At 61.7% G+C, this 25,172-nt stretch carries 19 protein-coding genes and 2 tRNA genes; 2 read left to right on the top strand and 19 right to left on the bottom strand.

Going from position 1 to position 25,172, the window contains the following annotated elements:
- Positions 1 to 2 precede the first annotated feature (2 nt).
- From ACTJLA_RS12595 to leuC, 18 genes are all read right to left on the bottom strand, one after another.
- Positions 3 to 76, bottom strand: a tRNA-Asp gene (locus ACTJLA_RS12595).
- Positions 77 to 131: 55 nt separating this feature from the next.
- Positions 132 to 207: transfer RNA gene (locus tag ACTJLA_RS12590), tRNA-Val, on the bottom strand.
- Positions 208 to 314: 107 nt separating this feature from the next.
- On the bottom strand, positions 315 to 1,079 hold the full coding sequence (locus ACTJLA_RS12585) for an SDR family oxidoreductase (RefSeq protein ID WP_003192533.1): 765 nt from the start codon (positions 1,077 to 1,079) through the stop codon (positions 315 to 317).
- Positions 1,080 to 1,090: 11 nt separating this feature from the next.
- Positions 1,091 to 2,302: an O-succinylhomoserine sulfhydrylase gene (locus ACTJLA_RS12580; RefSeq protein ID WP_054922419.1), complete on the bottom strand. Its 1,212-nt coding sequence runs from the start codon at positions 2,300 to 2,302 to the stop codon at positions 1,091 to 1,093.
- A 65-nt stretch (positions 2,303 to 2,367) separates the two neighbouring features.
- On the bottom strand, positions 2,368 to 3,873 hold the full coding sequence (gene purF, locus ACTJLA_RS12575) for an amidophosphoribosyltransferase (RefSeq protein WP_003192537.1): 1,506 nt from the start codon (positions 3,871 to 3,873) through the stop codon (positions 2,368 to 2,370).
- A gap of 41 nt (positions 3,874 to 3,914) precedes the next feature.
- Complete coding sequence (locus ACTJLA_RS12570; protein ID WP_003192538.1) at positions 3,915 to 4,472, bottom strand: CvpA family protein; 558 nt, start codon at positions 4,470 to 4,472, stop codon at positions 3,915 to 3,917.
- A gap of 209 nt (positions 4,473 to 4,681) precedes the next feature.
- Complete coding sequence (locus ACTJLA_RS12565; RefSeq protein WP_057977623.1) at positions 4,682 to 5,350, bottom strand: SPOR domain-containing protein; 669 nt, start codon at positions 5,348 to 5,350, stop codon at positions 4,682 to 4,684.
- Positions 5,334 to 6,641, bottom strand: a complete 1,308-nt coding sequence (gene folC / locus ACTJLA_RS12560) for a bifunctional tetrahydrofolate synthase/dihydrofolate synthase (protein ID WP_054898766.1) — start codon at positions 6,639 to 6,641, stop codon at positions 5,334 to 5,336. Before folC ends, ACTJLA_RS12565 begins: the two co-directional genes overlap by 17 nt.
- On the bottom strand, positions 6,638 to 7,558 hold the full coding sequence (accD, locus tag ACTJLA_RS12555) for an acetyl-CoA carboxylase, carboxyltransferase subunit beta (RefSeq protein WP_003192545.1): 921 nt from the start codon (positions 7,556 to 7,558) through the stop codon (positions 6,638 to 6,640). Before accD ends, folC begins: the two co-directional genes overlap by 4 nt.
- Positions 7,559 to 7,803: 245 nt before the next feature.
- On the bottom strand, positions 7,804 to 8,436 hold the full coding sequence (locus ACTJLA_RS12550; protein WP_057977621.1) for a phosphoribosylanthranilate isomerase: 633 nt from the start codon (positions 8,434 to 8,436) through the stop codon (positions 7,804 to 7,806).
- A gap of 63 nt (positions 8,437 to 8,499) precedes the next feature.
- Complete coding sequence (truA, locus tag ACTJLA_RS12545; protein ID WP_054898765.1) at positions 8,500 to 9,324, bottom strand: tRNA pseudouridine(38-40) synthase TruA; 825 nt, start codon at positions 9,322 to 9,324, stop codon at positions 8,500 to 8,502.
- 243 nt (positions 9,325 to 9,567) lie between these two features.
- Entirely contained in the window at positions 9,568 to 12,087 is a 2,520-nt protein-coding gene (locus ACTJLA_RS12540; protein WP_054899005.1) for a FimV/HubP family polar landmark protein, read from the bottom strand.
- A gap of 161 nt (positions 12,088 to 12,248) precedes the next feature.
- Positions 12,249 to 13,259, bottom strand: a complete 1,011-nt coding sequence (locus ACTJLA_RS12535) for an aspartate-semialdehyde dehydrogenase (protein ID WP_054899004.1) — start codon at positions 13,257 to 13,259, stop codon at positions 12,249 to 12,251.
- A 249-nt stretch (positions 13,260 to 13,508) separates the two neighbouring features.
- On the bottom strand, positions 13,509 to 14,621 hold the full coding sequence (gene asd, locus ACTJLA_RS12530; protein ID WP_003192554.1) for an aspartate-semialdehyde dehydrogenase: 1,113 nt from the start codon (positions 14,619 to 14,621) through the stop codon (positions 13,509 to 13,511).
- 64 nt (positions 14,622 to 14,685) lie between these two features.
- Positions 14,686 to 15,768 carry a 3-isopropylmalate dehydrogenase gene (gene leuB / locus ACTJLA_RS12525; protein WP_003192555.1) on the bottom strand — a complete coding sequence of 361 codons (1,083 nt, stop codon included), beginning with the start codon at positions 15,766 to 15,768 and terminating at the stop codon, positions 14,686 to 14,688.
- A gap of 53 nt (positions 15,769 to 15,821) precedes the next feature.
- Positions 15,822 to 16,586: a class I SAM-dependent methyltransferase gene (locus ACTJLA_RS12520; protein WP_057977614.1), complete on the bottom strand. Its 765-nt coding sequence runs from the start codon at positions 16,584 to 16,586 to the stop codon at positions 15,822 to 15,824.
- A 144-nt stretch (positions 16,587 to 16,730) separates the two neighbouring features.
- On the bottom strand, positions 16,731 to 17,375 hold the full coding sequence (leuD, locus tag ACTJLA_RS12515; RefSeq protein ID WP_014719160.1) for a 3-isopropylmalate dehydratase small subunit: 645 nt from the start codon (positions 17,373 to 17,375) through the stop codon (positions 16,731 to 16,733).
- 10 nt (positions 17,376 to 17,385) lie between these two features.
- Positions 17,386 to 18,804, bottom strand: coding sequence for a 3-isopropylmalate dehydratase large subunit (leuC, locus tag ACTJLA_RS12510; protein WP_054899002.1), 1,419 nt, complete (start codon positions 18,802 to 18,804; stop codon positions 17,386 to 17,388).
- A gap of 140 nt (positions 18,805 to 18,944) precedes the next feature.
- On the opposite strand from leuC, the gene ACTJLA_RS12505 reads away from it, so the two are divergent.
- On the top strand, positions 18,945 to 19,832 hold the full coding sequence (locus ACTJLA_RS12505; RefSeq protein WP_314550524.1) for a LysR family transcriptional regulator: 888 nt from the start codon (positions 18,945 to 18,947) through the stop codon (positions 19,830 to 19,832).
- 66 nt (positions 19,833 to 19,898) lie between these two features.
- Positions 19,899 to 23,177 (top strand): EAL domain-containing protein, encoded by a 3,279-nt coding sequence (locus tag ACTJLA_RS12500; protein ID WP_057977610.1) that lies wholly within the window; start codon positions 19,899 to 19,901, stop codon positions 23,175 to 23,177.
- Positions 23,178 to 23,263: 86 nt separating this feature from the next.
- Here the strand turns inward: ACTJLA_RS12500 and ACTJLA_RS12495 are convergent, their stop codons facing one another.
- Positions 23,264 to 24,196 (bottom strand): hypothetical protein, encoded by a 933-nt coding sequence (locus ACTJLA_RS12495; protein ID WP_314550527.1) that lies wholly within the window; start codon positions 24,194 to 24,196, stop codon positions 23,264 to 23,266.
- Positions 24,197 to 25,172 lie beyond the last annotated feature (976 nt).

Raw genomic sequence — 25,172 nt, 5'->3', positions numbered from 1 at the left:
GGCGCAGCGGACGGGACTCGAACCCGCGACCCCCGGCGTGACAGGCCGGTATTCTAACCGACTGAACTACCGCTGCGCGTCGGTGCAACCTTTAACGTTGCGTCTTGCCCTAGGGCAAAACTCTCAAGAAGTGGTGGGTGATGACGGGATCGAACCGCCGACCCTCTGCTTGTAAGGCAGATGCTCTCCCAGCTGAGCTAATCACCCTTTGCTTCGTTGAGGCCGCGAAATTTACGCAGGTAGCGGACCTAAGTCAATAGCCTGCTTGAAGTTTTTCTGAAAAAGACAAAATGACTTCAAGACAGCTACCCGCCCTACTCGCTGTAAATCATCTTCTTGCTCATGCCGCCGTCCACCACGAACTCTTGCCCGGTGACGAACCCGGCCTGGCGTGACAGCAACCAGGCCACCATCGCCGCCACGTCCTCCACCGTCCCCACCCTGCCCGCCGGATGCTGGGCATGATCGGCGTCGGTGAGCGGCTCTGCACGCCGCGCAGCCGGATCACGTGCGTCGATCCAGCCAGGGCTGACCGCATTGACCCGCACTTCCGGCCCCAGGCTCATGGCCAGGGCGTGGGTCAGGGCCAACAGCCCACCTTTGCTGGCCGCATAGGCTTCGGTGTCAGGCTCGGATTGACGCGCCCGGGTCGAGGCCAGGTTGACGATGGCACCGCCATGGGCACGCAGGTAAGGCGCGCAGTGCTTGGCCAGCAGCATCGGCCCACTGAGGTTGACCGCCAGCACCCGATTCCAGTACGCCAGGTCCAGGCTTTCCAGGGTGATATTGCGTGGGTCGGCCACCGCCGCGTTGCACACCAACGCATCCAGGCGCCCGAACTGCCCCAGCACCTCGGCGACACCCTGGGCCACTTGCTTCTCGTCGGCCACGTCCATGGTGATAAACCAGGCATTGTCGCCCAGCACCTTGGACACCTTGGCACCGCGCTCGCGGTCCAGGTCGGTCAGCACCACCTGCCAGCCTTCGCTGATCAGCCACGCGGCAATCCCGAGGCCAATGCCCCGCGCCGCACCCGTCACCAGCGCCACGCGCCCGTTACTGGCCGCTGCGGCCTCCATGGACCACTCGATCACAAGGCCGCCAGCCCACGGGCCAGGTCTGCCTGCAAGTCAGCGACATCTTCCAGGCCCACCGCAATGCGGATCAGGCTGTCACGGATGCCGGCCGCTTCACGCTCCTGCGGCGCCAGGCGCCCGTGGGAGGTGGTGCTCGGGTGGGTGATGGTGGTCTTGCTGTCACCCAGGTTGGCGGTAATGGAGATCAAGCGCGTCGCATCGATAAAGCGCCAGGCACCGTCTTTGCCGCCCTTGACTTCGAAACTCACCACCGCGCCGAAGCCACGCTGCTGACGCTGGGCCAAGGCGTGTTGCGGGTGACTCTTGAGGCCGGCGTAATGCACCTTCTCGATACCGTCCTGCTGCTCCAGCCACTCGGCCAGGGCCTGTGCGTTGGCGCAATGGGCTTTCATGCGCAGGCTGAGGGTTTCCAGGCCTTTGAGGAAGATCCAGGCGTTGAACGGGCTGAGGGTCGGGCCGGCGGTGCGCAGGAAGCCCACCACTTCCTTCATCTGCTCGCTGCGACCGGCCACCACGCCGCCCATGCAACGGCCCTGGCCGTCGATGAACTTGGTTGCCGAGTGAACCACAATGTCCGCACCCAGCTTCAGCGGTTGCTGCAAGGCCGGGGTGCAGAAGCAGTTGTCCACCACCAGCATCGCGCCCTTGGCATGCGCGACTTCGGCCAGCGCGGCGATGTCCACCAGCTCTGCGAGCGGGTTGGACGGCGATTCGACGAACAACAGCTTGGTATTGGCCTTGATGGCCGCCTCCCAACCGGACAGGTCCGCCAGGGGCACGTAATCGACTTCAATACCGAAACGCTTGAAGTACTTCTCGAACAGGCTGATGGTCGAGCCGAACACGCTGCGCGATACCAGCACATGGTCGCCGGCGCTGCACAGGCTCATCACCACGGCCAGGATGGCCGCCATGCCGGTGGCAGTCGCCACGGCCTGCTCGGCACCTTCCAGAGCCGCGATGCGCTCTTCAAACGCACGCACGGTCGGGTTGGTGTAGCGCGAATACACGTTGCCCGGCACTTCGCCAGCAAACCGCGCAGCGGCGTCGGCGGCAGTACGAAACACGTAGCTGGAGGTGAAGAACATCGGGTCGCCGTGCTCACCTTCCGGGGTACGGTGCTGGCCGGCGCGCACAGCCAGGGTATCGAAAGCTACGCCATCGAGGTCGCTGTCCAACCGACCGGCATCCCATTCCTGACTCATGCTGCGACTCCTTATTCAATTCTTTGTTTAAGATACAAAACCGGCCCCTCAGGGCCGGTGTTTACTCAGTTGTTATACAGGTCGATGATCGCGCTGACCGCCTGTGTCTTGATCTTCGACGAGTCGTTGCGCGCCTGCTCGATCTTGTTCAGGTAGGCCTCGTCGACATCGCCGGTCACGTACTTGCCGTCGAACACGGCGCAGTCGAACTGCTCGATCTTGATCTTGCCACCGCCAACCGCTTCGATCAGGTCCGGCAGGTCCTGGTAGATCAGCCAGTCGGCGCCGATCAGGTCGGCCACGTCCTGGGTCGAACGATTATGCGCGATCAGCTCATGGGCGCTCGGCATGTCGATACCGTACACGTTCGGGTAACGCACCGCAGGCGCAGCGGAACAGAAGTACACGTTCTTCGCCCCGGCTTCGCGGGCCATCTGGATGATCTGCTTGCAGGTGGTGCCCCGCACGATGGAGTCATCTACCAGCATTACGTTCTTGCCGCGGAACTCAAGCTCGATGGCGTTGAGCTTCTGGCGTACCGATTTCTTGCGTGCAGCCTGGCCGGGCATGATGAAGGTACGGCCGATGTAGCGGTTCTTCACGAAGCCTTCGCGGAACTTGACGCCCAGGTGGTTGGCCAGTTCCAGCGCAGCGGTACGGCTGGTATCCGGGATCGGGATGACCACATCGATATCGTGCTCGGGACGCTCGCGCAGGATCTTCTCGGCCAGCTTCTCGCCCATGCGCAGGCGCGCCTTGTAGACCGAGACGCCGTCGATGATCGAATCCGGACGCGCCAGGTAGACGTGCTCGAAGATGCACGGGGTGAGTTTCGGCGCTACGGCGCACTGACGGGTGTGCAGCTTGCCGTCTTCAGTGATGTAGACAGCCTCGCCCGGCGCCAGGTCGCGGATCAGGGTGAAGCCCAGCACGTCCAGGGACACGCTTTCGGAAGCGATCATGTACTCGACGCCTTCGTCGGTGTGACGCTGGCCGAACACAATCGGGCGAATGCCATGGGGGTCGCGGAAACCAACGATGCCGTAACCGGTGATCATCGCCACCACCGCATAACCACCGACGCAACGGTTGTGCACGTCGATCACGGCGGCGAACACGTCTTCTTCGGTCGGCTGCAGCTTGCCACGCTGGGCCAGCTCGTGGGCGAACACGTTGAGCAGCACTTCCGAATCGGAGCTGGTGTTGACGTGGCGCAGGTCAGATTCGTAGATCTCCTTGGCCAGTTGTTCAACGTTGGTCAGGTTACCGTTGTGCGCCAAGGTGATGCCGTAAGGCGAGTTGACGTAGAACGGTTGAGCTTCGGCCGAGGTCGAGCTACCGGCAGTCGGGTAGCGCACATGGCCAATGCCCATGTGCCCGACGAGGCGCTGCATGTGACGCTGATGGAACACGTCACGCACCAGGCCATTGTCCTTGCGCAGGAATAACCGGCCGTCGTGGCTGGTCACAATACCGGCAGCGTCCTGGCCGCGGTGCTGGAGGACGGTTAGCGCGTCATACAGCGCCTGATTGACGTTCGACTTACCGACGATACCGACGATGCCACACATGCGACGCAACCCCTACTTAATGAATCTTGACTGAACACAGCTTACTGAGGCGTTTTGGCCGGTAAGAGGTGCTCCTTGAACGGAAGATCAGCGGGTACGCTGATTCCGCTGGCCAGCCACTGACTGCTCCACCCCAGGATGAGGTTCTTGGACCAGTCTGCAACCAATAGAAATTTTGGCACGAGTACCGACTCCTGCCACCACGAATCCTGCTGTACCGGCCCCAGGCTCAACAGCCCGACCGCCACGACCACCAGCAACGCGCCACGCGCAGCCCCGAAGGCCATGCCGAGAAATCGATCGGTCCCGGAGAGGCCGGTGACACGTATCAACTCGCCAATAAGATAATTGACCATTGCCCCCACCAACAGCGTGGCGATGAACATGATGGCGCAGCCCGCGATGACGCGAGCCGAAGGTGTCTCTATGTACCCGGCCAGGTAGACCGACAGTGAACCACCGAACATCCAGGCTACGACTCCTGCGATGATCCAAGTCAGCAACGACAGTGCTTCTTTTACGAAGCCGCGGCTCAGACTGATCAAAGCGGAGATGGCGACGATTGCAACGATCGCCCAATCAACCCAGGTAAATGGCACAGTGCAGCCTACGTACGGATAAGGCGGCGCATTTTAGCAGAGCGCCGGGCTATCGGTAAGCGGTGATTGCGGGTGCTTTGCAAATCAATAGATTGTGACGGGCCAATCGCATTTCAACCCCAGCACAAACCAATGTGGGAGCTGGCTTGNCGATTGAACCACCGCCATCGCAGGCAAGCCAGCTCCCACATTTAGAGCCTATTGCCCGTTCAGCCGCGCTCGGGCTGGAAACGCACCACAAACCCGTTGAGGTTCTGCTGACGACCCAGCAAATCGCGCAGGCGATCTGCCTCCGCACGCTCGATCAGCGGCCCGACAAACACACGATTCTTGCCGTCAGCGCTGCGGATATAAGCGTTATACCCCTGGGCACGCAGCTTTTTCTGCAAGGCGTCGGCACTTTCGCGATTGGCCAGGCTGGCCAGCTGGATCGACCAACTGACCGGCAGGCCATTAGGGTCGATGCGACTCTGCCCCACATCCGGCTTGCCAGGCGCTGCAGGCTGCGGCGCTACCGGCTTGGGCGCTGGCGCCGGTGCAGCCGGTTTGGCGGCGACAGCCGGGGCTGGCGTTGGCTTGACCACCGGCACACTTGGCTGCACCGGCATCGAAGGGGCCTGTGAAGGCGCCTGCTGTGTGACGACCTCCTCCTCGACGGGCACAGGCTCTTCCGGCAACACCTGAGGCTCAGGCACGACCACCGGTTCGACCTGAACCTGCGGCACCACCGGCGCCTGGGGCGCAGCGGGAGCTTCAACCACCACCTGGCGCTGTTCGTCCTGGCGGGAAAACAGCATCGGCAAAAAGATTACCGCCAACGCCACCAGCACCAGGGCCCCGACCATTCGCTGCTTGTATGCGCTATCCAGTAATGCCATGTGCAGCTTCCTCCGTGGAGCGCCGGGCCAGCCATTCAAGCGCCTCGGCAACACAATAAAATGATCCGAACAACAGGATTTCGTCCTCGGCCGTCGCTACCGCACACTGCGCCTCCAGGGCTGCAGTGACGCTTGCATACGACGTCACCGGCGCGCCAAGGTTCTGCAAGGCAGTTTCCAACTCAACCGCAGGACGGCTGCGTGGCGTGTCCAGCGGCGCAACGGCCCAAGACTGGACGCTGCCCAGCAGTGGCGCAACCACGCCGTCCAGGTCCTTGTCGACCAACAACCCGAACACCGCCAGGCGACGCCCCACCGGCGGCGTACGCGCCAGACGCTCAGCCAGGTACTGCGCAGCATGGGGGTTATGGCCTACATCCAACATCAGGCTCAGGCGCTTGCCTTGCCAGTCGAAGGTTCGGCGATCGAGGCGCCCCACCACTTTCGTTGCCAGCAAGGTCGCCGCGATCTGCGCGGCGTCCCACGGCAGGTCCAGCAGCAAATAGGCTTGCAGCGCGAGCGCGGCGTTTTCCATCGGCAGGTTCAGCAACGGCAAATCAAGCAGCTCTACCCGTTGGCCACGTGCATCCTGCCCACGCCATTGCCAATGGGTGTCGCCGATGTCCAGGGTGAACTCGCGACCCCGCAGGTAGAACAGGCAATCCAGTTCGCGCGCCCTGTCGAGCAAGGGTTGCGGCGGGTCCAGGTCACCACACAGCGCCGGACGGCCCTGGCGGAAGATCCCGGCCTTTTCAAAAGACACCGATTCGCGGGTATTGCCCAGGTAATCGGCATGATCGACACCAATGCTGGTTACCAGGGCCAGGTCGGCATCCACCACGTTGACAGTATCCAGGCGCCCGCCGAGGCCGACTTCCAGCACGACCACATCCAGTTGCGCACGCTCGAACAGCCAGAACGCCGCCAGGGTGCCCATCTCGAAATAGGTCAGGGAAATGTCGCCACGCCCGGCTTCCAGGGCTGCGAAGGCTTCGCACAGCTGGGCATCAGTGGCTTCGACGCCATTGAGCTGCACCCGCTCGTTGTAGCGCAGCAGGTGCGGCGAACTGTACACGCCGACTTTGAGGCCCTGGGCCTGCAACAGCGCGGCGACAAAGGCACAGGTGGAGCCTTTGCCGTTGGTGCCGGTCACCGTGATCACACGCGGTGCCGGCTGGCCCAACCCGAGGCGGGCCGCTACCTGTTGCGAGCGCTCCAGGCCCATGTCGATGGCGGACGGATGCAACTGCTCAAGGTAGGCGAGCCATTCGCCCAGGGTACGTTGGGTCATAGGTTTGCTGGCACCGGCGGCACGACGATCGGCTCGACCTTAGGCGCGATGTACACAGGCGTCGGCAAGCCCATCATTTGCGCGAGCAGGCTGCCCAGGCGAGGGCGCAGTTCGCCACGCGGAATGATCAGGTCGATCGCACCGTGCTCCAGCAGGAACTCGCTGCGCTGGAAGCCTTCCGGCAGTTTTTCCCGCACGGTCTGCTCGATTACGCGCGGGCCGGCAAAACCGATCAGGGCTTTAGGCTCGCCAACGATCACATCGCCCAACATCGCCAGGCTGGCGGAGACGCCGCCGTAGACCGGGTCGGTCAGTACGGAGATGAACGGAATGCCTTCTTCACGCAGACGCGCCAGTACCGCCGAGGTCTTGGCCATTTGCATCAGGGAAATCAGGGCTTCCTGCATACGCGCACCACCGGAGGCGGCGAAGCAGATCATTGGGCAACGATTTTCCAGGGCATAGTTGGCAGCGCGAACAAAGCGCTCACCGACGATGGCACCCATGGAACCGCCCATGAAGGAGAATTCGAAGGCCGAGACTACTACCGGCATGCCCAGCAGCTTGCCGCTGACCGAAATCAGCGCGTCTTTTTCGCCAGTCTGCTTCTGTGCGCCGACCAGGCGGTCCTTGTACTTCTTGCTGTCGCGGAACTTGAGACGGTCAACCGGCTCCAGGTCGGCACCCAGTTCATTACGGCCATCGGCATCCAGGAAGATGTCGATACGGGCGCGTGCGCCAATACGCATGTGGTGGTTGCACTTGGGGCAAACGTCCAGGGTCTTTTCCAGCTCCGGGCGATACAGCACCGCGTCGCAGGATGGGCATTTGTGCCACAGACCTTCAGGAACCGAGCTTTTCTTCACCTCGGAACGCATGATCGAAGGGATCAGTTTGTCTACTAACCAGTTGCTCATGCTTTCTTTTCTCCAGTACCGGTGGCTCGAACACAGCCCCGCGTATGCCCTTGAGCTAAATTCATATGTGGCGATGACACAGACGGGACGGGGTCAGACGTTGGACCTGCCATTTCCCGCCCGTATCCTCAGCCTTCCAGACAACCTGCCAGCGCAGGGTTGCCACTTCGTTTCCGGGCCACCCACAGGCGGCGCCGGGCTGTTTTACACAGTGGTAGTTATGGACGGCGGCAGACTGCCAGCCGTCACATCCCACCCCTGCTGTTGCGCACGGCCTGCATGAACGCGCGAATCTTGCTCGGGTCCTTGATCCCCTTGCCCTGCTCCACCCCACCGCTGACGTCCACGGCATAAGGCCGGACCTGTTCGATGGCCGCCTGGACATTCGCTGGAGTGAGCCCACCCGCGAGAATGACCGGTTTGCTCAACCCCTCGGGAATCAGCGTCCAGTCGAACGACTCGCCCGTGCCACCAGGTACGCCTTCGACGTAGGTGTCCAACAGAATCCCGCGAGCGCCGGTATAAGCGGCGCAGGCTGCGGCGATATCGTCCCCGGCCTTGACCCGCAACGCCTTGATGTACGGGCGCTGATAGCTTTCGCATTCCTCTGGCGATTCGTCGCCATGGAACTGCAACATATCCAGCGGCACCGCATCCAGGGTTTCGTTGAGCTCGCAGCGGCTGGCGTTGACGAACAACCCCACGGTGGTCACGAAGGGCGGCAATGCAGCGATGATCGCCCGCGCCTGCAGCACATTCACCGCCCGTGGGCTCTTGGCATAAAACACCAGGCCAATGGCATCCGCCCCCGCTTCGACTGCCGCCAGCGCGTCTTCTATGCGGGTAATCCCGCAAATCTTGCTGCGAACGGCTGACATGTCGTAGGAACCTCAGGGTTGGACCGAGAAAGTCCCGGATGGTAACAAAAGCTTTTCCGGGCGTCAGCCGCCAAGTTCGCTGAAACCGGTGAGGAAGTGCGGCCCGATAAAGCGTTCCGGTAATTCGAACTCGTCGCGGTACTCCACATCCACCAGGTAAAGGCCGAACGGATGCGCCGTGACCCCGCCCGTGCGGCGAATGCGGCTATCCAGCACTTCCTTGGCCCACTCCACCGGGCGCTCACCGGTGCCGATGGTCATCAGCACGCCAGCGATGTTGCGCACCATGTGATGCAGGAAGGCACCTGCACGGATATCCAGCACAATCATCTTGCCGTGGCGCGTCACCCGCAGGTGGTGGACTTCCTTGATCGGCGACTTGGCCTGGCACTGCCCGGCACGGAACGCGCTGAAGTCATGCACCCCGACCAAATGCTGCGCGGCCTCGGCCATGCGCTCGGCATCCAGCGGGCGGTGGTTCCAGGTGATTTCTTCATTGAGGTGCGCCGGGCGGATCTGATCGTTGTAGATCACGTAGCGGTAACGGCGGGCGATGGCCTTGAAACGGGCGTGAAAATGCGCCGGCATGACCTTGGCCCAGCTGACACTGACATCATGGGGCAAATTGATATTAGCCCCCATCACCCACGCCTTCATCGACCGCTCGGCCTGGGTGTCGAAGTGCACCACTTGGCCACACGCGTGTACGCCGGCATCGGTACGCCCGGCACACATCAGCGACACCGGCGAGTTGGCGACTTTGGACAGGGCGTTTTCCAGGGTTTCCTGCACCGTCAGCACCCCGGAGGCCTGACGCTGCCAGCCGCGATAGCGCGAGCCTTTGTATTCCACGCCCAGGGCGATGCGGTAAAAGCCTGCGGCCGCCATTTCGGCAGCCGCGTTATCTATATTTGCCAAGAACTGTGAGCCTGATGAGTTGCGCAAAGGCGGGCATTATAGGGCGTCAGGGTGCATGAGAGGGGGCTTTTAATCTGGGGTTTTTGTGGCGAGGGAGCTTGCTCCCGTTCGACAGCGCAGCTGGAGCCCGCTTTTCAGGGGCGCTACGCACCCCAGCGGGAGCAAGCTCCCTCGCCACAACAAGCCCGCTCCCACATTTTTCTGCCTCGGCCGTTAGATTCGGCCGAGCATTTCCTTGGCTTCGCCACGCTGACCTTCGTTGCCTTCGGTCAGCACCTCGGACAGGATGTCTCGCGCGCCGTCAGCATCGCCCATGTCGATATAGGCCTGGGCCAGGTCGAGCTTGGTAGCCACTTCATCGGTGCCCGAGAGGAAGTCGAAATCCGGCTCATCCTCAGCACCCAGCGCGGCATCTTCAGCCGTGAAGGAAGGCTCGATCGGCGGATGTTCCAGGCTCTGGGACAATCGATCCAGTTCAGCGTTGACGTCGTCCAGCTCCGACGCGAAGGCATCGGGCTTGGCCGCAGGCTTGCTCGGCTCGTCCGCCAGCGACAGGTCAAAGTCTTCCGGCAGGTCGAATTCGTCCAGCGCAGCCGGCGTCAGGGTCGGCGGCTCCACCGGCGGTACATCCTTGATCTGCTCTTCAAGGCCCGACAGGAAGTCGTCATCGGTTTGCGACGCGGGCGGGTCCAGCTGCAGGTCCAGGTCAAAGTCCGACAGGTCCTGTGCGTCGGCCTTAGACTCGGTCTGTTGTTTGAGCAATGTTTCAAAGGTTTGCTGGTCTTGCGCGATCTCGGCCGGCGAGGCGGCTTCCAGGTCATCCAGGCTCAAGTCGAAATCGGTGTCGAAGGTGTCTGCCTGCGCAGCCGAGGCCGGCTTGTCGTCGAGCAGGTCCTTGACGTATTGCGCATCCAGGGCTGCGGCGGCCACTGCGGCACTGACACCCGCCGCCAACACGGCCATGGCCGGGAAGCGCGCCTTGAGCTGCTCGACCTGGGCATGGTTCTCACCGTTGGCCACCAACTGGCGCTCCTGGGTGACGAACCCGTCCTTGTTGTTCTGCAGGCCATAGACTTCCATCAGCTTCAAACGCAGGTCACTGCGCTTGGGCTCGTGCTTGATGGCTTGTTCAAGCACATCCGCCGCCTGGTTCAGGTGGCCACGGTCAATATGGGATTGGGCCTGGGCCAGGGCGTCGCTGGAATTTTCCTGAGCCACGGCAACCGCCAACGGCGCCAGCACGGAGGCGACCGTCGGCGCCACAACCGTCTCGACCACCGGGGCTGGCGCGGGTGCGGCTGCTGGCGCCACTGCGGTGGCGAGCTTGACGCTCGGCGGCGGCACTTCAAGGCCCTCGAAGCTGTCAGGCGGCAGGTCTTGATCGATATTGGAAACGAACTCAGGCTCTTCGGCCAACGCCCGAGCCATGCGCAGATGCTTCTCTTCTTCACGGCGAGCATTGCGATGGCGAGCCCATAGCAGCAGAAGCAGCAGCACCACCAGCAGGGCCGCACCGCCAAGGATGCCGAGCACAATCGGGTTGGTCAGCAGATCATTGAACTTGCCTTCGGTACTGGCCGGCGCGGCAGCCGGCTTGACAGGTTCAGGCGCTGGCGCTGGCGTTGCAACAGGGGCCGCAGGCTCGGCTGCAGGCTCACCGGGCAACTGTGCGGGGATCGCGGCGGGCTCACCGGTTTGCGCCTGCAAACGAGCCAATTGGTCATTCTTCAGCTGGATCAGCTTCTGCAGCTTGTCCAGCTGGCTTTGCAGGTCGGCGGCACGGCTTTTCAGTTCTTCGTTGTCGCGCCGCGTGGTGTCGAGCTCTTCCTGGGTCATCGCCAGCTTGTCGCTCAGGGCGCGGCTGTCCCCAGCTGCGCCTTTGCCACCTTTCTTGGCGGCTTGCGCCGATACCAGGCTCAAATTGTCCTTGGCCTGGGTGCTCGACGGCGCATTGCCGGCCTGGGTGCGCCGGGTTGCATCCAACTGCGGCTTACCAGCCACTTGCCCCTGAGGACTACGCTGGCGCTGGCGCCAGGCTGCGTTCTGCGCACTCACTTCGGCAATCGCTTGCGGCTGGGCCAGGGCTGTACTTTGGGTGATATCCGGCAGGCGTAGCACCTGGCCGGTTTTCAGGCGGTTGATGTTGCCGTCGACAAAGGCATCCGGGTTAAGCGCCTGGATAGCCAACATCGTTTGCTGGACCGAGGCGCCATGACGGTTCTTCGCGGCAATTTCCCACAAGGTATCGTGGGGCGTGGTGGTGTGCCGGGCAAGCGTGCCAGTGGCAGGCGCAGAGCTGGCCGGCGCGCTGGCAGTCGGTGCCGGCTGGTCAAACTTGGCCGGGTCGAGCAGCACACTGTAGTCACGCATCAAGCGGCCATTGGGCCATTGCACCTGCATCAGGAAACGCACGTAGGAATCGGGCAACGGCTTGCTGGAGGTCACACGTACCACGCTGCGACCTTCGGGGTTGATCACCGGCGTGAACGTCAGGTCATCGAGAAACGCCTGGCGGTCGACACCCGCATCCACGAAGGCCTGGGCCGAAGCCAGGCTGGGGGTGATCTCGGACGCCGTGAGGCCGCCCACATCGCGCAATTCGATTTCCACCGACAGCGGCTGGTTCAACTTCGACTTGAGGGTCATCTCCCCAAGTTGCAGCGCCTGCGCCATACCGGAGGACAGCGCCGAGGCGGCCGCTATTGCTAACACCAGTTTGCGAACTTGAACCATAGCCTCATCCTTTGTTTGAACACTTCCCGCTCTGCGAGAAGGTTGGTAACCGCTGCCATAAGGCATGGCGAGCCGATAGGTCACCGACGCGCTTGTGTTTCACTTGGGACCAAGCATAGCGCCTGGCTAGAATCAATCTACAAATTGCCGCCAAGTATCTTTTACACAAGGTCTTTTATCAACAACTGCGCCAGTTCCACGGCGTTCAGGGCCGAGCCTTTGCGTACGTTATCTGACGTCAACCAAAGATTTAGTTCCGCCGGGTCGTCGATACCTGCGCGAACTCGCCCGACGTACACCACGTCCTGGCCGACGGCATCGCCTACGGCGGTGGGGTAATCGCCCTCCTCGACCAGCTCGATTCCCGGCGCAGCGTCGAGGGCGCGGTTCACCGCGGCCAGGTCGACCGGCGCGGCCAGTTGCAGCGACACAGTCAGGCTATCGCCGAAAAACACCGGGGCTTGAACGCAGGTGGCGGAAATCTTTAGTAAAGGTGTTTCCAGCACCGCACGCAGTTCGTGTACGAGGCGCTTCTCCAGGGCGGTATGACCTTGGACGTCTGGCGTGCCGACTTGCGCCAGCAGGTTGAACGCCACTTGCCGATCGAAGAACGCTGGCTCCAAGGGACGCACGTTCAGCAGTTCGGCAGTCTGGCGCGCCAACTCGCTGACGGCCTCGCGGCCCTGGGCAGAGATGGCCAGGTTGGCGGTGACGCTCACGCGCTGGATGTCCACTACATTGCGCAACGGTGCCAGCACCACCGCGAGGTAGGTGGCACAAGGGCTCGGGCTGCCGAGCTGGAAAGGCTTTTTCAACGCGCCCAGCACATGGGCGTTGGCCTGCGGCACCACTTGCGGCGCCTGCTCGGCGGGCAATGCGCCAGACAAGTCGATCACCGCGCAGCCAGCGGCGGTGGCACGCGGGGCGAAGCTCAGGGTCACCGCGGGGCCTGCAGCGAAGAACGCCAACTGCACCTTGCTGAAATCAAACGTGTCGATCTCTTTGACCCGCACGTTCTTGCCCCGAAACGGCACCGAAGCCCCCGCCGAGTTGCTGCCCGCCAGCAGGTACAAGGTGCCCACCGGGAACTCCAGCTCTTCGAGAATCTGCACCAGGGTTTCGCCAACGGTACCGGTAGCGCCGATCACGGCGATTTCAAAGGTCTGGGTCATGGGATTGCCTCGGGCATTACGGGGGAGCGGCACTTTACCGGGTGGTAGAGGGTGAGGCAATTACAGCCCCCCTGATCGTTCCCGCGCTCTGCGTGGGAACGCCTCCTGTGACGCTCCGCGTCACGCCTCTAAAGCAGACGCAGAGCGTCCAGAGCTGCATTCCCACGCAGAGCGTGGGAACGATCACAAGGGCAACAAAAAACCCGCGCCTGTCACCAGAACGCGGGTTTCTGTTATTGCCTCAAGCGATCAACGCTCCAGCAAAATCCGCAACATGCGACGCAACGGCTCAGCCGCGCCCCACAGCAGTTGGTCGCCGACGGTGAACGCGCCGAGGAACTGGCTGCCCATGTTCAGCTTGCGCAGGCGGCCCACCGGTACATTCAGGGTGCCGGTGACCTTGGTCGGGCTCAGCTCCTGCATGCTGATATCGCGGTTGTTCGGCACCAGCTTGACCCAAGGGTTGTGCTGGCTGATCAGCCCTTCGATATCGGCAATCGGCACATCTTTGTTCAACTTGATAGTCAGCGCCTGGCTGTGGCAACGCATGGCGCCAATGCGCACGCAGATGCCATCCACCGGGATCGGGTTCTTGAAACGCCCCAGGATCTTGTTGGTTTCGGCCTGGGCCTTCCACTCTTCGCGACTCTGACCGTTAGGCAGTTCCTTGTCGATCCACGGGATCAGGCTACCGGCCAATGGCACGCCGAAGTTCTCGGTCGGGTAAGCATCGCTGCGCATGGCCTCGGCCACACGGCGGTCGATATCGAGGATCGCACTGGCCGGGTCAGCCAGTTGATCGGCGACAGCGGCGTGGGTCGCGCCCATCTGCTTGATCAGTTCACGCATGTTCTGCGCGCCGGCACCGGAGGCCGCCTGATAGGTCATCGCGCTCATCCATTCCACCAGGCCCGCTTCGAACAGGCCGCCCAGGCCCATCAGCATCAGGCTGACGGTGCAGTTGCCGCCCACGTAGTTCTTGGTACCGGCGTCCAGTTGCTGGTCGATGACCTTGCGGTTGACCGGGTCGAGGATGATCACCGCGTCGTCCTGCATGCGCAGGCTCGAAGCGGCGTCGATCCAGTAACCCTGCCAGCCGGCTTCGCGCAGCTTGGGGAAGACTTCGCTGGTGTAGTCGCCACCCTGGCAGGTCAGGATCACGTCGAGGCTCTTCAACTCTTCAATGCTGTAGGCATCCTTGAGCGGGGCAATATCCTTGCCCACGGACGGCCCTTGGCCACCTACGTTCGAAGTGGTGAAAAACACCGGCTCAATAAGATCGAAATCCTGCTCTTCCAGCATCCGCTGCATGAGCACGGAACCGACCATACCGCGCCAACCGATCAGACCTACACGTTTCATCGCAACTACACCTTGTTAAAAAGTGGGCCGCCTTGCAGCGACAACTGCAAGCGGGCCCGAGAGATTACAGATTCCGCAGCGCGGCGACTACTGCGTCGCCCATTTCTTGCGTCCCGACCTTGGTGCAACCCTGGGACCAGATATCGCCGGTGCGCAAGCCCTGATCCAGCACCAGGCTGACGGCCTTCTCGATTGCGTCCGCCGCATCGCCCAGGTTGAAGCTGTAGCGCAGCATCATCGACACCGACAAAATCGTCGCCAGCGGGTTGGCAATGCCCTGCCCCGCGATGTCTGGCGCCGAACCGTGGCACGGCTCGTACATGCCTTTGTTATTGGTGTCCAGGGACGCCGACGGCAGCATGCCGATGGAACCGGTGAGCATCGACGCCTGGTCGGACAGGATGTCGCCGAACAGGTTGTCGGTGACAATCACGTCGAACTGCTTGGGTGCGCGCACCAGTTGCATGGCGGCGTTGTCGACGTACATGTGGCTCAGTTCGACGTCCGGATAATCCTTGGCGACTTCTTCGACGATTTCACGCCACAGTTGGCTGGAAGCCAGCACATTGGCCTTGTCCACCGAGCAGACTTTTTTGCCGCGCACGCGCGCCATGTCGAAACCGACACGGGCGATACGGCGGATTTCGCTCTCGCTGTATGGCAGCGTGTCATAGGCCTGACGCTCACCATTTTCCAACTCGCGCACGCCCCGTGGCGAGCCGAAGTAGATACCGCCGGTCAGCTCACGCACGATGAGGATATCCAGGCCCGCTACCACTTCCGGCTTGAGGCTCGACGCGTCAGCCAGTTGCGGGTAGAGGATGGCCGGGCGCAGGTTACCGAACAGGCCCAGTTGCGCACGAATTTTCAGCAAGCCGCGCTCAGGGCGGATGTCACGCTCGATCTTGTCCCATTTCGGCCCACCCACGGCGCCGAGCAGTACCGCATCGGCAGCCCGGGCGCGGTCGAGGGTCTCGTCAGCCAGCGGCACGCCGTGCTTGTCGATGGCAGCGCCGCCGATCACGTCGTGGCTCAGCTCGAAACCCAGGCTGTACTTGCTGTTGGCAAGCTCAAGGACCTTGACCGCTTCGGCCATGATTTCCGGCCCAATACCGTCGCCAGGGAGAATCAGAATCTGCTTGCTCATGCGTTCCTCATTTCATCAAGCGACCCGCCCGTGGGCAGGTCGGGAAAAATCAATCAGCGTTCGGCGAAGACCACCAGCACATCGGTGCTGAAGGTGCCGTCGGCTTGAACTTCGTAATAATCACGTACTTCCTGGCCCATCGCCTTTTGCAGCTCAAGGATTGCTGCACGCAGTACCTCTGGCGTGCGCATGCGTTCAACCCACGAGGCGTACTCCAGGCGCAAGCGCTGGCGACTGCTGTTGCGCACGTGCAGGCCGGCCTCACTCAACTGGCGCATCCACTCGGCGCTGGAATAGTCACGCACATGGCTGGTGTCGCGCAGCACTTCGACGGTTTGCAGGTAAGTGTCCAACAGCGGGCTGCCCGGTGACAAGACATCCACAAATGCCGCCACGCCACCCGGCTTGAGCACACGGCGCACTTCACGCAGGGCCAGGCCGAGGTCGCTCCAGTGATGGGCCGAATAACGACTGAACACGAAGTCGAATTCGCCATCGGCGAACGGCAGGCGCTCGGCGGCGCCGTGCACGGTGCGGATGTTGTCCAGGTTGCGGTCTTTGGCGGCGGCGGCCACCACGTCGAGCATAGGCTGGGACAAGTCGTAGGCCACCACTTCTTTGACCAGAGGCGCTACATGAAAGCTGACATGACCGGCACCGCAGCCCAGGTCCAGCAGGCGTGCAGCGCCCTGCCCGGCCAGTTCGGCCTGTAGCAGTGCGAATTCGGTGCCCTGGGCGTGTACGGCGCTGCTCAGGTAGGCCGAGGCTTGCTCGCCGAATTGTTTTTGCACGACTTGGGTGTGGGCGGTGGTGGTCATGGTGGCTTTCCTTGGGGTTTGTGGTGGTTGCACTGGCGCTATCGCAGGCAAGCCAGCTTCCACCGTTGACCGAGGTGCTCAGGCGAACCTCGATCCCTGTGGGAGCGGGCTTGCCCGCGATGGGGCCCGCACGGTTACCGCAAATCAGGCATCGCGAAACAACCAGGGCTGGCTCGCCCGGTGCCTGGTTTCAAACGCAGCAATCGCATCGCCGTCCTGCAAGGTCAGGCCGATGTCGTCCAGGCCGTTGATCAGGCAGTGCTTACGGAAGGCATCCACTTCAAAGTGGTACACCTTGCCATCCGGGCGGGTCACGGTTTGCGCGGCCAGGTCCACCGTCAGCTGGTAGCCGACATTGGCCTCCACTTGCTGGAACAACTCGTCCACTTCAGCGTCGCTCAAGATGATCGGCAACAGGCCGTTCTTGAAGCTGTTGTTGAAGAAGATATCGGCGTAGCTCGGCGCGATGATGCTGCGAAAGCCGTACTCTTCCAGGGCCCACGGAGCGTGCTCGCGGCTGGAGCCGCAGCCGAAGTTTTCCCGGGCCAGCAACACGCTGGCGCCTTGGTAACGCTCGGCGTTGAGCACAAAGTCCTTGTTCAGAGGGCGCTTGGAGTTGTCCTGGTAGGCGTAGCCCACGTCCAGGTAGCGCCACTCATCGAACAGGTTGGGGCCGAAACCGGTGCGCTTGATCGACTTCAGGAATTGCTTTGGGATGATCTGGTCGGTGTCCACATTGGCACGGTCCAACGGCGCTACAAGGCCTGTGTGTTGGGTAAAAGCTCTCATCGGGTTTTCCTCAGATCAATTCGCGAACGTCGATGAAACGACCGTTGACGGCAGCAGCGGCGGCCATGGCCGGGCTCACCAGGTGAGTACGCCCACCCGCGCCTTGGCGCCCTTCGAAGTTACGGTTGGAGGTCGACGCGCAATGCTCGCCCGACTCCAGGCGGTCCGGGTTCATCGCCAGGCACATCGAGCAGCCCGGCTCACGCCATTCAAAACCGGCTTCGAGGAAGATCTTGTCCAGGCCTTCGGCTTCCGCCTGGGCTTTAACCAGCCCGGAACCTGGCACCACAATGGCTTGTTTGATGGTCGAGGCCACCTTGCGGCCTTTGGCGATCACCGCCGCGGCGCGCAGGTCTTCGATCCGCGAGTTGGTGCAGGAACCGATAAACACACGGTCCAACTGGATGTCGGTGATCGCCTGGTTGGCAGTCAACCCCATGTATTTCAAGGCGCGCTCGATGGAGCCACGCTTGACCAGGTCGGCCTCTTTGGCCGGGTCCGGCACGTTCTGGTCGACGGCCAGGACCATTTCGGGCGAAGTGCCCCAGCTGACTTGCGGCTTGATCTGCGTAGCGTCGAGTTCGACCACGGTGTCGAACACCGCATCGGCGTCGGACACCAGGTCTTTCCACGCTTCGACGGCGGCATCCCAATCGGCGCCTTGCGGCGCGAACGGGCGACCCTTGACGTATTCGACGGTTTTTTCGTCCGCCGCCACCATGCCCACGCGGGCACCGGCTTCGATGGACATGTTGCAGATGGTCATGCGGCCTTCAATGGACAGCTCGCGGATAGCACTGCCGGCGAACTCGATGGCATGGCCGTTGCCGCCGGCGGTGCCGATCTTGCCGATCACGGCGAGCACGATGTCTTTGGCGGTCACGCCAAACGGCAATTGGCCTTCGACGCGTACCAGCATGTTCTTCATTTTCTTGGCCACCAGGCACTGGGTGGCGAACACATGTTCCACCTCAGACGTGCCGATGCCATGGGCCAGGGCGCCGAACGCACCGTGGGTGGAGGTGTGGGAGTCGCCGCAGACCACGGTCATGCCCGGCAAGGTGGCGCCCTGCTCCGGGCCGATGACGTGGACGATGCCTTGGCGCACGTCGTTCATCTTGAATTCGGTGATGCCGTATTCGTCGCAATAATCGTCGAGGGTCTGCACCTGCAACCGCGAAACCTGGTCGGCAATGGCTTCGATGCCGCCCTTGCGCTCAGGAGTGGTCGGCACGTTGTGGTCCGGAGTGGCGATGATGGAGTCGACGCGCCAAGGCTTGCGCCCGGCCAGTCGCAGGCCTTCGAACGCTTGGGGCGAGGTCACTTCATGAATGATGTGACGGTCGATGTAGATCAGCGACGATCCATCATCGCGACGTTTCACTTCGTGGGAATCCCAAAGCTTGTCGTAAAGCGTTTTGCCGGCCATCAGTCGGTCCTCATCAGCGGTGCATCTATACGCCGGGCTTTTCAATAACCCTTTGGCTTGTGAGGCTGATGGTATGGCGCTACATTAAATAACTCAAATTCATATTTTTTATGCTTTGGATTACCAACTGGAATAGCACCATGGACCTGGCCAACCTCAACGCCTTTATCGCCATCGCCGAGACCGGCAGCTTCTCCGGCGCCGGCGAACGCCTGCACCTGACCCAGCCGGCCATCAGCAAGCGCATCGCCGGTTTGGAACAACAATTGAAGGTACGGCTGTTCGACCGCCTGGGCCGCGAAGTCGGCTTGACCGAGGCCGGGCGGGCCTTGCTGCCCCGCGCCTATCAAATCCTCAACGTGCTGGACGACACCCGCCGGGCCCTGACCAACCTCACCGGCGAAGTCAGCGGGCGCCTCACTCTGGCCACTAGCCACCATATCGGCCTGCATCGCCTGCCGCCGATCCTGCGCACCTTCACCCGGCAATATCCGAAGGTGGCGTTGGATATTCAGTTTCTGGATTCAGAAGTGGCCTACGAAGAAATCCTCCATGGCCGTGCGGAAGTCGCGGTAATCACCCTGGCGCCTGAGCCCCACAACCTGGTACGTGCAAGCCGGGTGTGGGACGACCCACTGGATTTTGTGGTGGCGCCGGAACACAGCCTGATCAGCGGTTCCGTCAGCCTGGCTGATATCGCCGGGCATCCGGCCGTGTTTCCCGGTGGCAACACCTTTACCCACCATATTGTCAGCCGCCTGTTCGAGGCCCAGGGCCTGACGCCCAATATCGCGATGAGCACTAACTACCTGGAAACCATCAAGATGATGGTCTCCATCGGCCTGGCCTGGAGCGTGTTGCCGCGCACCATGCTTGACGATCAGGTGGCAAGTATCGCTTTGCCGGGCATACAGCTCAGTCGCCAGCTAGGCTATATCGTGCACACCGAAAGGACGCTGTCGAACGCTGCGCGGGCTTTCATGAGTCTGTTGGATGCACAGGTCGATCTGCCAGGGTTACCGGCATGACACCGTGCGGGCCAGGGGTTTAGGTCAAACCGCGCGGTTTTCTCCATGAGCCAAGGCCCTTTGATAATGCGCAACCCCCTTGACCCGATTCCACCCCTGCCCCGCATCTACGCCCTGGACCCTCAAGCGGCGGAACAAAGCTGGGACAGTGCCCCGCAACTGCTGACGGCCCTCAATGCCGCGCGGCTGGGTGCCTGGTGCTGGGAAATCGACACAGGAAGAATCAGTTGGTCACGGGGCACCCAGGCGCTATTCGGCTTTGACCCGCGCCAGCCTCTGCCCAAGGACCTCGATTACCTAGACCTGCTGGCCCCGCAAGACAGTGCGCGGGTGGTGCGCGGCTTTCATGCGGTGCTCGCCGGAGAGCCGTTCGACCGCGCCATGCACCACCGCATCCAATGGCCCGATGGCAGCGTGCACTGGCTGGAAATCAGCGGCAGCCTGGTTCCCGATAAAGCCGGACGGCGTCGCATGATCGGGGTCATCCGCGAAATCACCCACCAACGCGACCGTGAACACGCCCTCAGCCATTCGGAAAAGCGCTTCGCCACCCTGTTCCACCTGTGCCCGAACATGGTACTGCTGACGCGCCAGGCCGACGGCTTGATCAGCGAAGCCAACCAGTACTTCGAGATGCTGTTCGGCTGGCCGGTGGCCGATGCCATCGGCCGCACCACATTGGAGCTGGGCCTGTGGCGCCACCCGGAACAGCGGGCGCTGCTGGTCAAGGCCACGCAGCGCAAGGGTGAACCGATCACCATGGAAGTGCAGTTCTGCGCCAGCAACGGCCAGATTCATGACGGCACCCTCAGCGCACAAAAAGTGGAACTGGACGGCGAGGCGTACCTGATCAGCACCTTTCTGGACACCACCGAACGCAAAAACGCCGAGCAAGCGCTCAAGGAAAGCCAGGAGCGCCTGGACCTGGCTCTGGATTCCGCGCAACTGGGTACCTGGGATTGGCACATCCCCAGCGGCATGCTCTACGGCTCGGCGCGTGCCGCCCAGTTGCACGGGCTGGAACCCGCGCCGTTCCATGAATCCTTCGATGCGTTTTTTGAGGGCATGTCCGATGAGGACCGCGAGGGCATGCGCCATGCGTACCGCAGTTTGCGCGAAGGCCCGGACGGCAACTATCAGCTGACCTACCGCGTGCAAATGGAAGACGGCAGCCCGCGCTACCTGGAGAGCCGCGCACGCCTGTATCGCGATGAGTCAGGCAAGCCCCTGCGCATGGCAGGGACCTTGCTGGATATCACCGACCAGGTCGAGCGCGAGCAACGGCTGACCGCCTCGGAAGAAAAGTTCGCCAGCCTGTTCCAGGCCAGCCCCGACCCGATCTGCGTGACCTGCCTGGACAGCGGCGCCTTTATCGAGATCAACCCGGCGTTTACCCAGACGTTTGGCTGGACAGCCGCCGAAGTGCTCGACAAAAGCGCCGAACAAATCGGCTTGTGGGACGACTCCAGCAAGCGCCTGCAGCGCATCGAGCAGGTGATACGCGAACAGGCCCTGAGCAATGTGGCCATAGTGGTGCATCACAAGGACGGCCAAAGCCTGACCTGCATGATTTCCAGCCGCTTGATCAAGGTCAGCGACCAGCCGTGCATCGTCACCACGCTGCGCGATATTACCCAACAGCAACGCTCGGAAGCCGCACTCAAGGCCAGTGAAGAGAAGTTTGCCAAGGCGTTCCATTCCAGCCCCGATGCGATATCCATCACCGAACGCGACACCGGCCGTTACGTGGAGGTCAACGACGGTTTTTGCCGCCTGACCGGTTACCGCACCGAAGAAGCCATCGGCCTGACGCTGTACCAGATCGGCATCTGGGCCGATGAAAACCAACGCGCCGCACTGTTGGCCGAGTTGCACATCAAGGGGCGCATTCACCACCTGGAAATGCTCTGGCGCAACAAGCGTGGCGAGGTTCTGGCGGTGGAGGTCTCGGTGGAGCCGATCACCTTGAATGAAACCCCCTGCCTGCTGCTGACCGCGCGGGATGTGAGCCTATTGAAGAACGCCCAGGCGCAGATCCGGCACCTGGCCTATCACGACCCGCTGACCAACCTGCCGAACCGGGCACTGCTGATGGACCGCCTGAGCCAGCAGATCGCCCTGCTCAAGCGCCACAACCTGCGCGGCGCCCTGCTGTTTCTGGACCTGGATCACTTCAAGCACATCAACGACTCCCTCGGCCACCCCGTTGGCGACACTGTGCTGAAAATCGTCACCGCGCGCCTGGAAGCCAGCGTGCGCACAGAGGACACCGTGGCGCGCCTGGGCGGCGACGAGTTTGTGGTATTGCTCAGCGGCCTGGAGGGCACCCGCCAGACGGTCAGCAGCCAGGTGCAAGCGCTGGCCGATACCCTGCGCGAATTGCTCTCGGAACCCATGTTCCTTGACGGTCACCGGTTGCAGGTCACGCCCAGCATCGGCGTGGCGCTGATCCCCGACCACGGCACCACACCCGCCGATCTGCTCAAGCGTGCCGACATCGCCCTGTACCGCGCCAAGGACTCCGGGCGCAACACCACGCAGATGTTCCACAACAGCATGCAAAAAACCGCCAGCGAGCGCCTGCGCATGGAAACCGACTTGCGCCTGGCTTTGTCACGCGGCGAATTCAGCGTGCATTACCAGCCCCAGGTGGATGCGCGAGGCAACAGGATAATCGGCGCCGAAGCCCTGGTGCGCTGGCAGCATCCACAATTGGGCGCGCAGTCGCCGGCGGAATTTATCAAGGTATTGGAAGACAGCGGCCTGATCCTGGAGGTCGGCACCTGGATTCTCGATGAAGCCTGCGGCGCCTTTGCCCAGTTGATTGCCGACGGCCTGGTGGACCCGCTCAATTTCAGCCTGTGCGTGAATATCAGCCCGCGGCAGTTCCGCCAGAACGACTTTGTGGAACGGGTGGAGCACAGCCTCAAGCAACACGGCCTGCCGTTCAGCCTGCTGAAACTGGAAATCACCGAAGGCATCGTGATCCAGAACCTGGACGACACCGTGATGAAGATGCGCCGCCTTAAAAAACTCGGCGTGAGCTTTGCGATGGATGATTTCGGCACCGGCTACTCATCCCTGACCTATCTCAAGCGCTTGCCGGTGGACGCACTGAAGATCGATCAGTCGTTCGTGCGCGATGCGACCCACGACCCCAATGATGCAGAAATCATCCGCGCCATTGTGGCGATGGCGCGCAGCCTGAACCTGGAAGTCATCGCCGAGGGGGTGGAAACCCTGGAACAGCTGGCGTTCCTGCAAAAGCTGGGCTGCCATTTGTTCCAGGGGTATTTACACAGCCGGCCATTGCCGATCGAGGGTTTCAGGCGGTTGCTGGAATAGGGCCGCGCCTGATCACGCGAGGTTGCAAAAGATGCAGCCAAGCGCCACTGCCGTCAACGGAGCCGCCCGCCTGGGTGCCTGTTCAATTACATAAGCGCTACAGCATGGCCGTAGGTAGGGGCCGAGCCTCGGCGCCCCCACAACTCTTCACGACCATTGATAACCGCTACCGAATGCTTATCCCGATTGCACATACCCACTTGCCCACCGGCGAGCGCACTGACGGGCACCGTTCTCATGTGTTTCCTCAACCCCAGGCGCAGAAACCCCTCCCCCGGCCCCCACTCATCCTCCCCATTGTTCAGGCTGCGAATGGCAGCATGAAAACTCCTGCTCGCCGTACCATCGTTGTCTTCCATTTGCGCGCGCTTGGCGCTGACGGCAAAAAGAAACTGCGCATCCTTGAGCATCTCTTTATCGGGACCTATAAACCGCGAACCTTGTGCTGCTTGCGCCAACTCCGAGTCGGTCAATCTCAGCTGAAAATCGTCGTGCATGACCACGTGATAACCGCCAGGCTCTTTTCTCACTGAGCGAAAAATGTCCGTAGGGCTTTGACCAAATCGGTACATGGCTGCCTTGATGGCCGATACGGTAACGCAGTTGCCACTTGGCCCTTGGCGAAAGCCACTCCAGATGTTGTCCGGCTTAGCCCCATTACGCTTTATCGAAAGACCCGGAATGTGTGCGGCGACCTCAGGCTTTGGTGGTAGCGGTTCAGGTATGACCCGAGGCGGAACCTCAGGCTGAACCCTGGGCGGAGGAGGAATATCAGGAACTGTCGTATCTTTTTTATCGGACAATAGAGAAATCAACTGTGAAAAAAAAGACGCAAACAGCCCCGACAATGTAGTGACTAACTCTCTATTAGTACCAATGCTTTTTTTAGCTGTCTCGACAGTTCCGTAATTAACTGGAGTGCACTGAAGAGTGTCATTAATGGGTTTCAACGTATCAACAGGTGCCACCTGACGGACATCTATCACGCGCGCAATATTATTAATCGAACAGCACGACACAAGTTTCTCCTTAAACAGTACTTCTCCGAGTGGTATACCTCGGAGAAGCCCCCGTTTTATTCAAGCGTTCTTATGAGCCAGTGGATTTCAGGATCTGGATGAAAGTCGAGCATTGAAGCGCCAGTTTTTGTCCAATTTATTCTCATCAGGACCTGGGCTGGTCAAACCCGGAACAAACTTATCGGGCTGTGGCGCGGGTGTAGGTATCGGGTTGGTATCCGGATTCGGGCCTGGCTGTGGCATCGGGTTCGATTCCGGCTTCGGCCCCGGCTGTGGCACGGGGTTCGATTCCGGCTTCGGACCGGGCTGCGGCACGGGGTTCGATTCCGGCTTCTGACCGGGCTGTGGCACGGGGCTCGATTCAGGCTTCGGACCCGGCTGAGGCACGGGGTTCGATTCAGGCTTTGGACCGGGCTGGGGCACGGGGTTCGATTCAGGCTTCGGACCCAGCTGGGGCACGGGGTTCGATTCCGGCTTTGGACCCGGCTGTGGCACGGGGTTCGATTCCGGCTTTGGACCCGGCTGGGGCACGGGGTTCGATCCCGGCTTCGGACCCAGCTGGGGCACGGGGTTCGATTCCGGCTTTGGACCCGGCTGTGGCACGGGGTTCGATTCCGGCTTCGGACCTTGCCTGGGATTTAAGTCCGGGGTTGGCCCGTCCTTTGTATCAGGGCAGTGACAGTGAGCGACATTGATGTTCACATGCACATTTGCTTCAGCATCATTAGTGACATTCACTGAAGGCATCGGCACTGACGGCTTCACTGGATGATCGTTTCTACCCGGTTTCGGCGTCAATCCGCCGTGATCTATTAGCACCCTCGGACCTTTTGCATCCGGCTTCACCGCTTGATCCGTCGTACCTGGCTTCACCGGCTGGTCTTTTGCATTCGGCCTCACCGCTTGATCAGTCGTACCTGGCTTCACCGGCTGGTCTTTTGCATCCGGCTTCACCGCTTGATCAGTCGTACCTGGC

The sequence above is a fragment of the Pseudomonas sp. 22072 genome (assembly GCF_052046095.1).
In the GTDB taxonomy this organism is placed as follows: Bacteria; Pseudomonadota; Gammaproteobacteria; order Pseudomonadales; family Pseudomonadaceae; genus Aquipseudomonas; species Aquipseudomonas paracarnis.
Note: the sequence above shows the minus strand (reverse complement) of the source record. Positions and strands in the feature narration are given on the sequence as shown.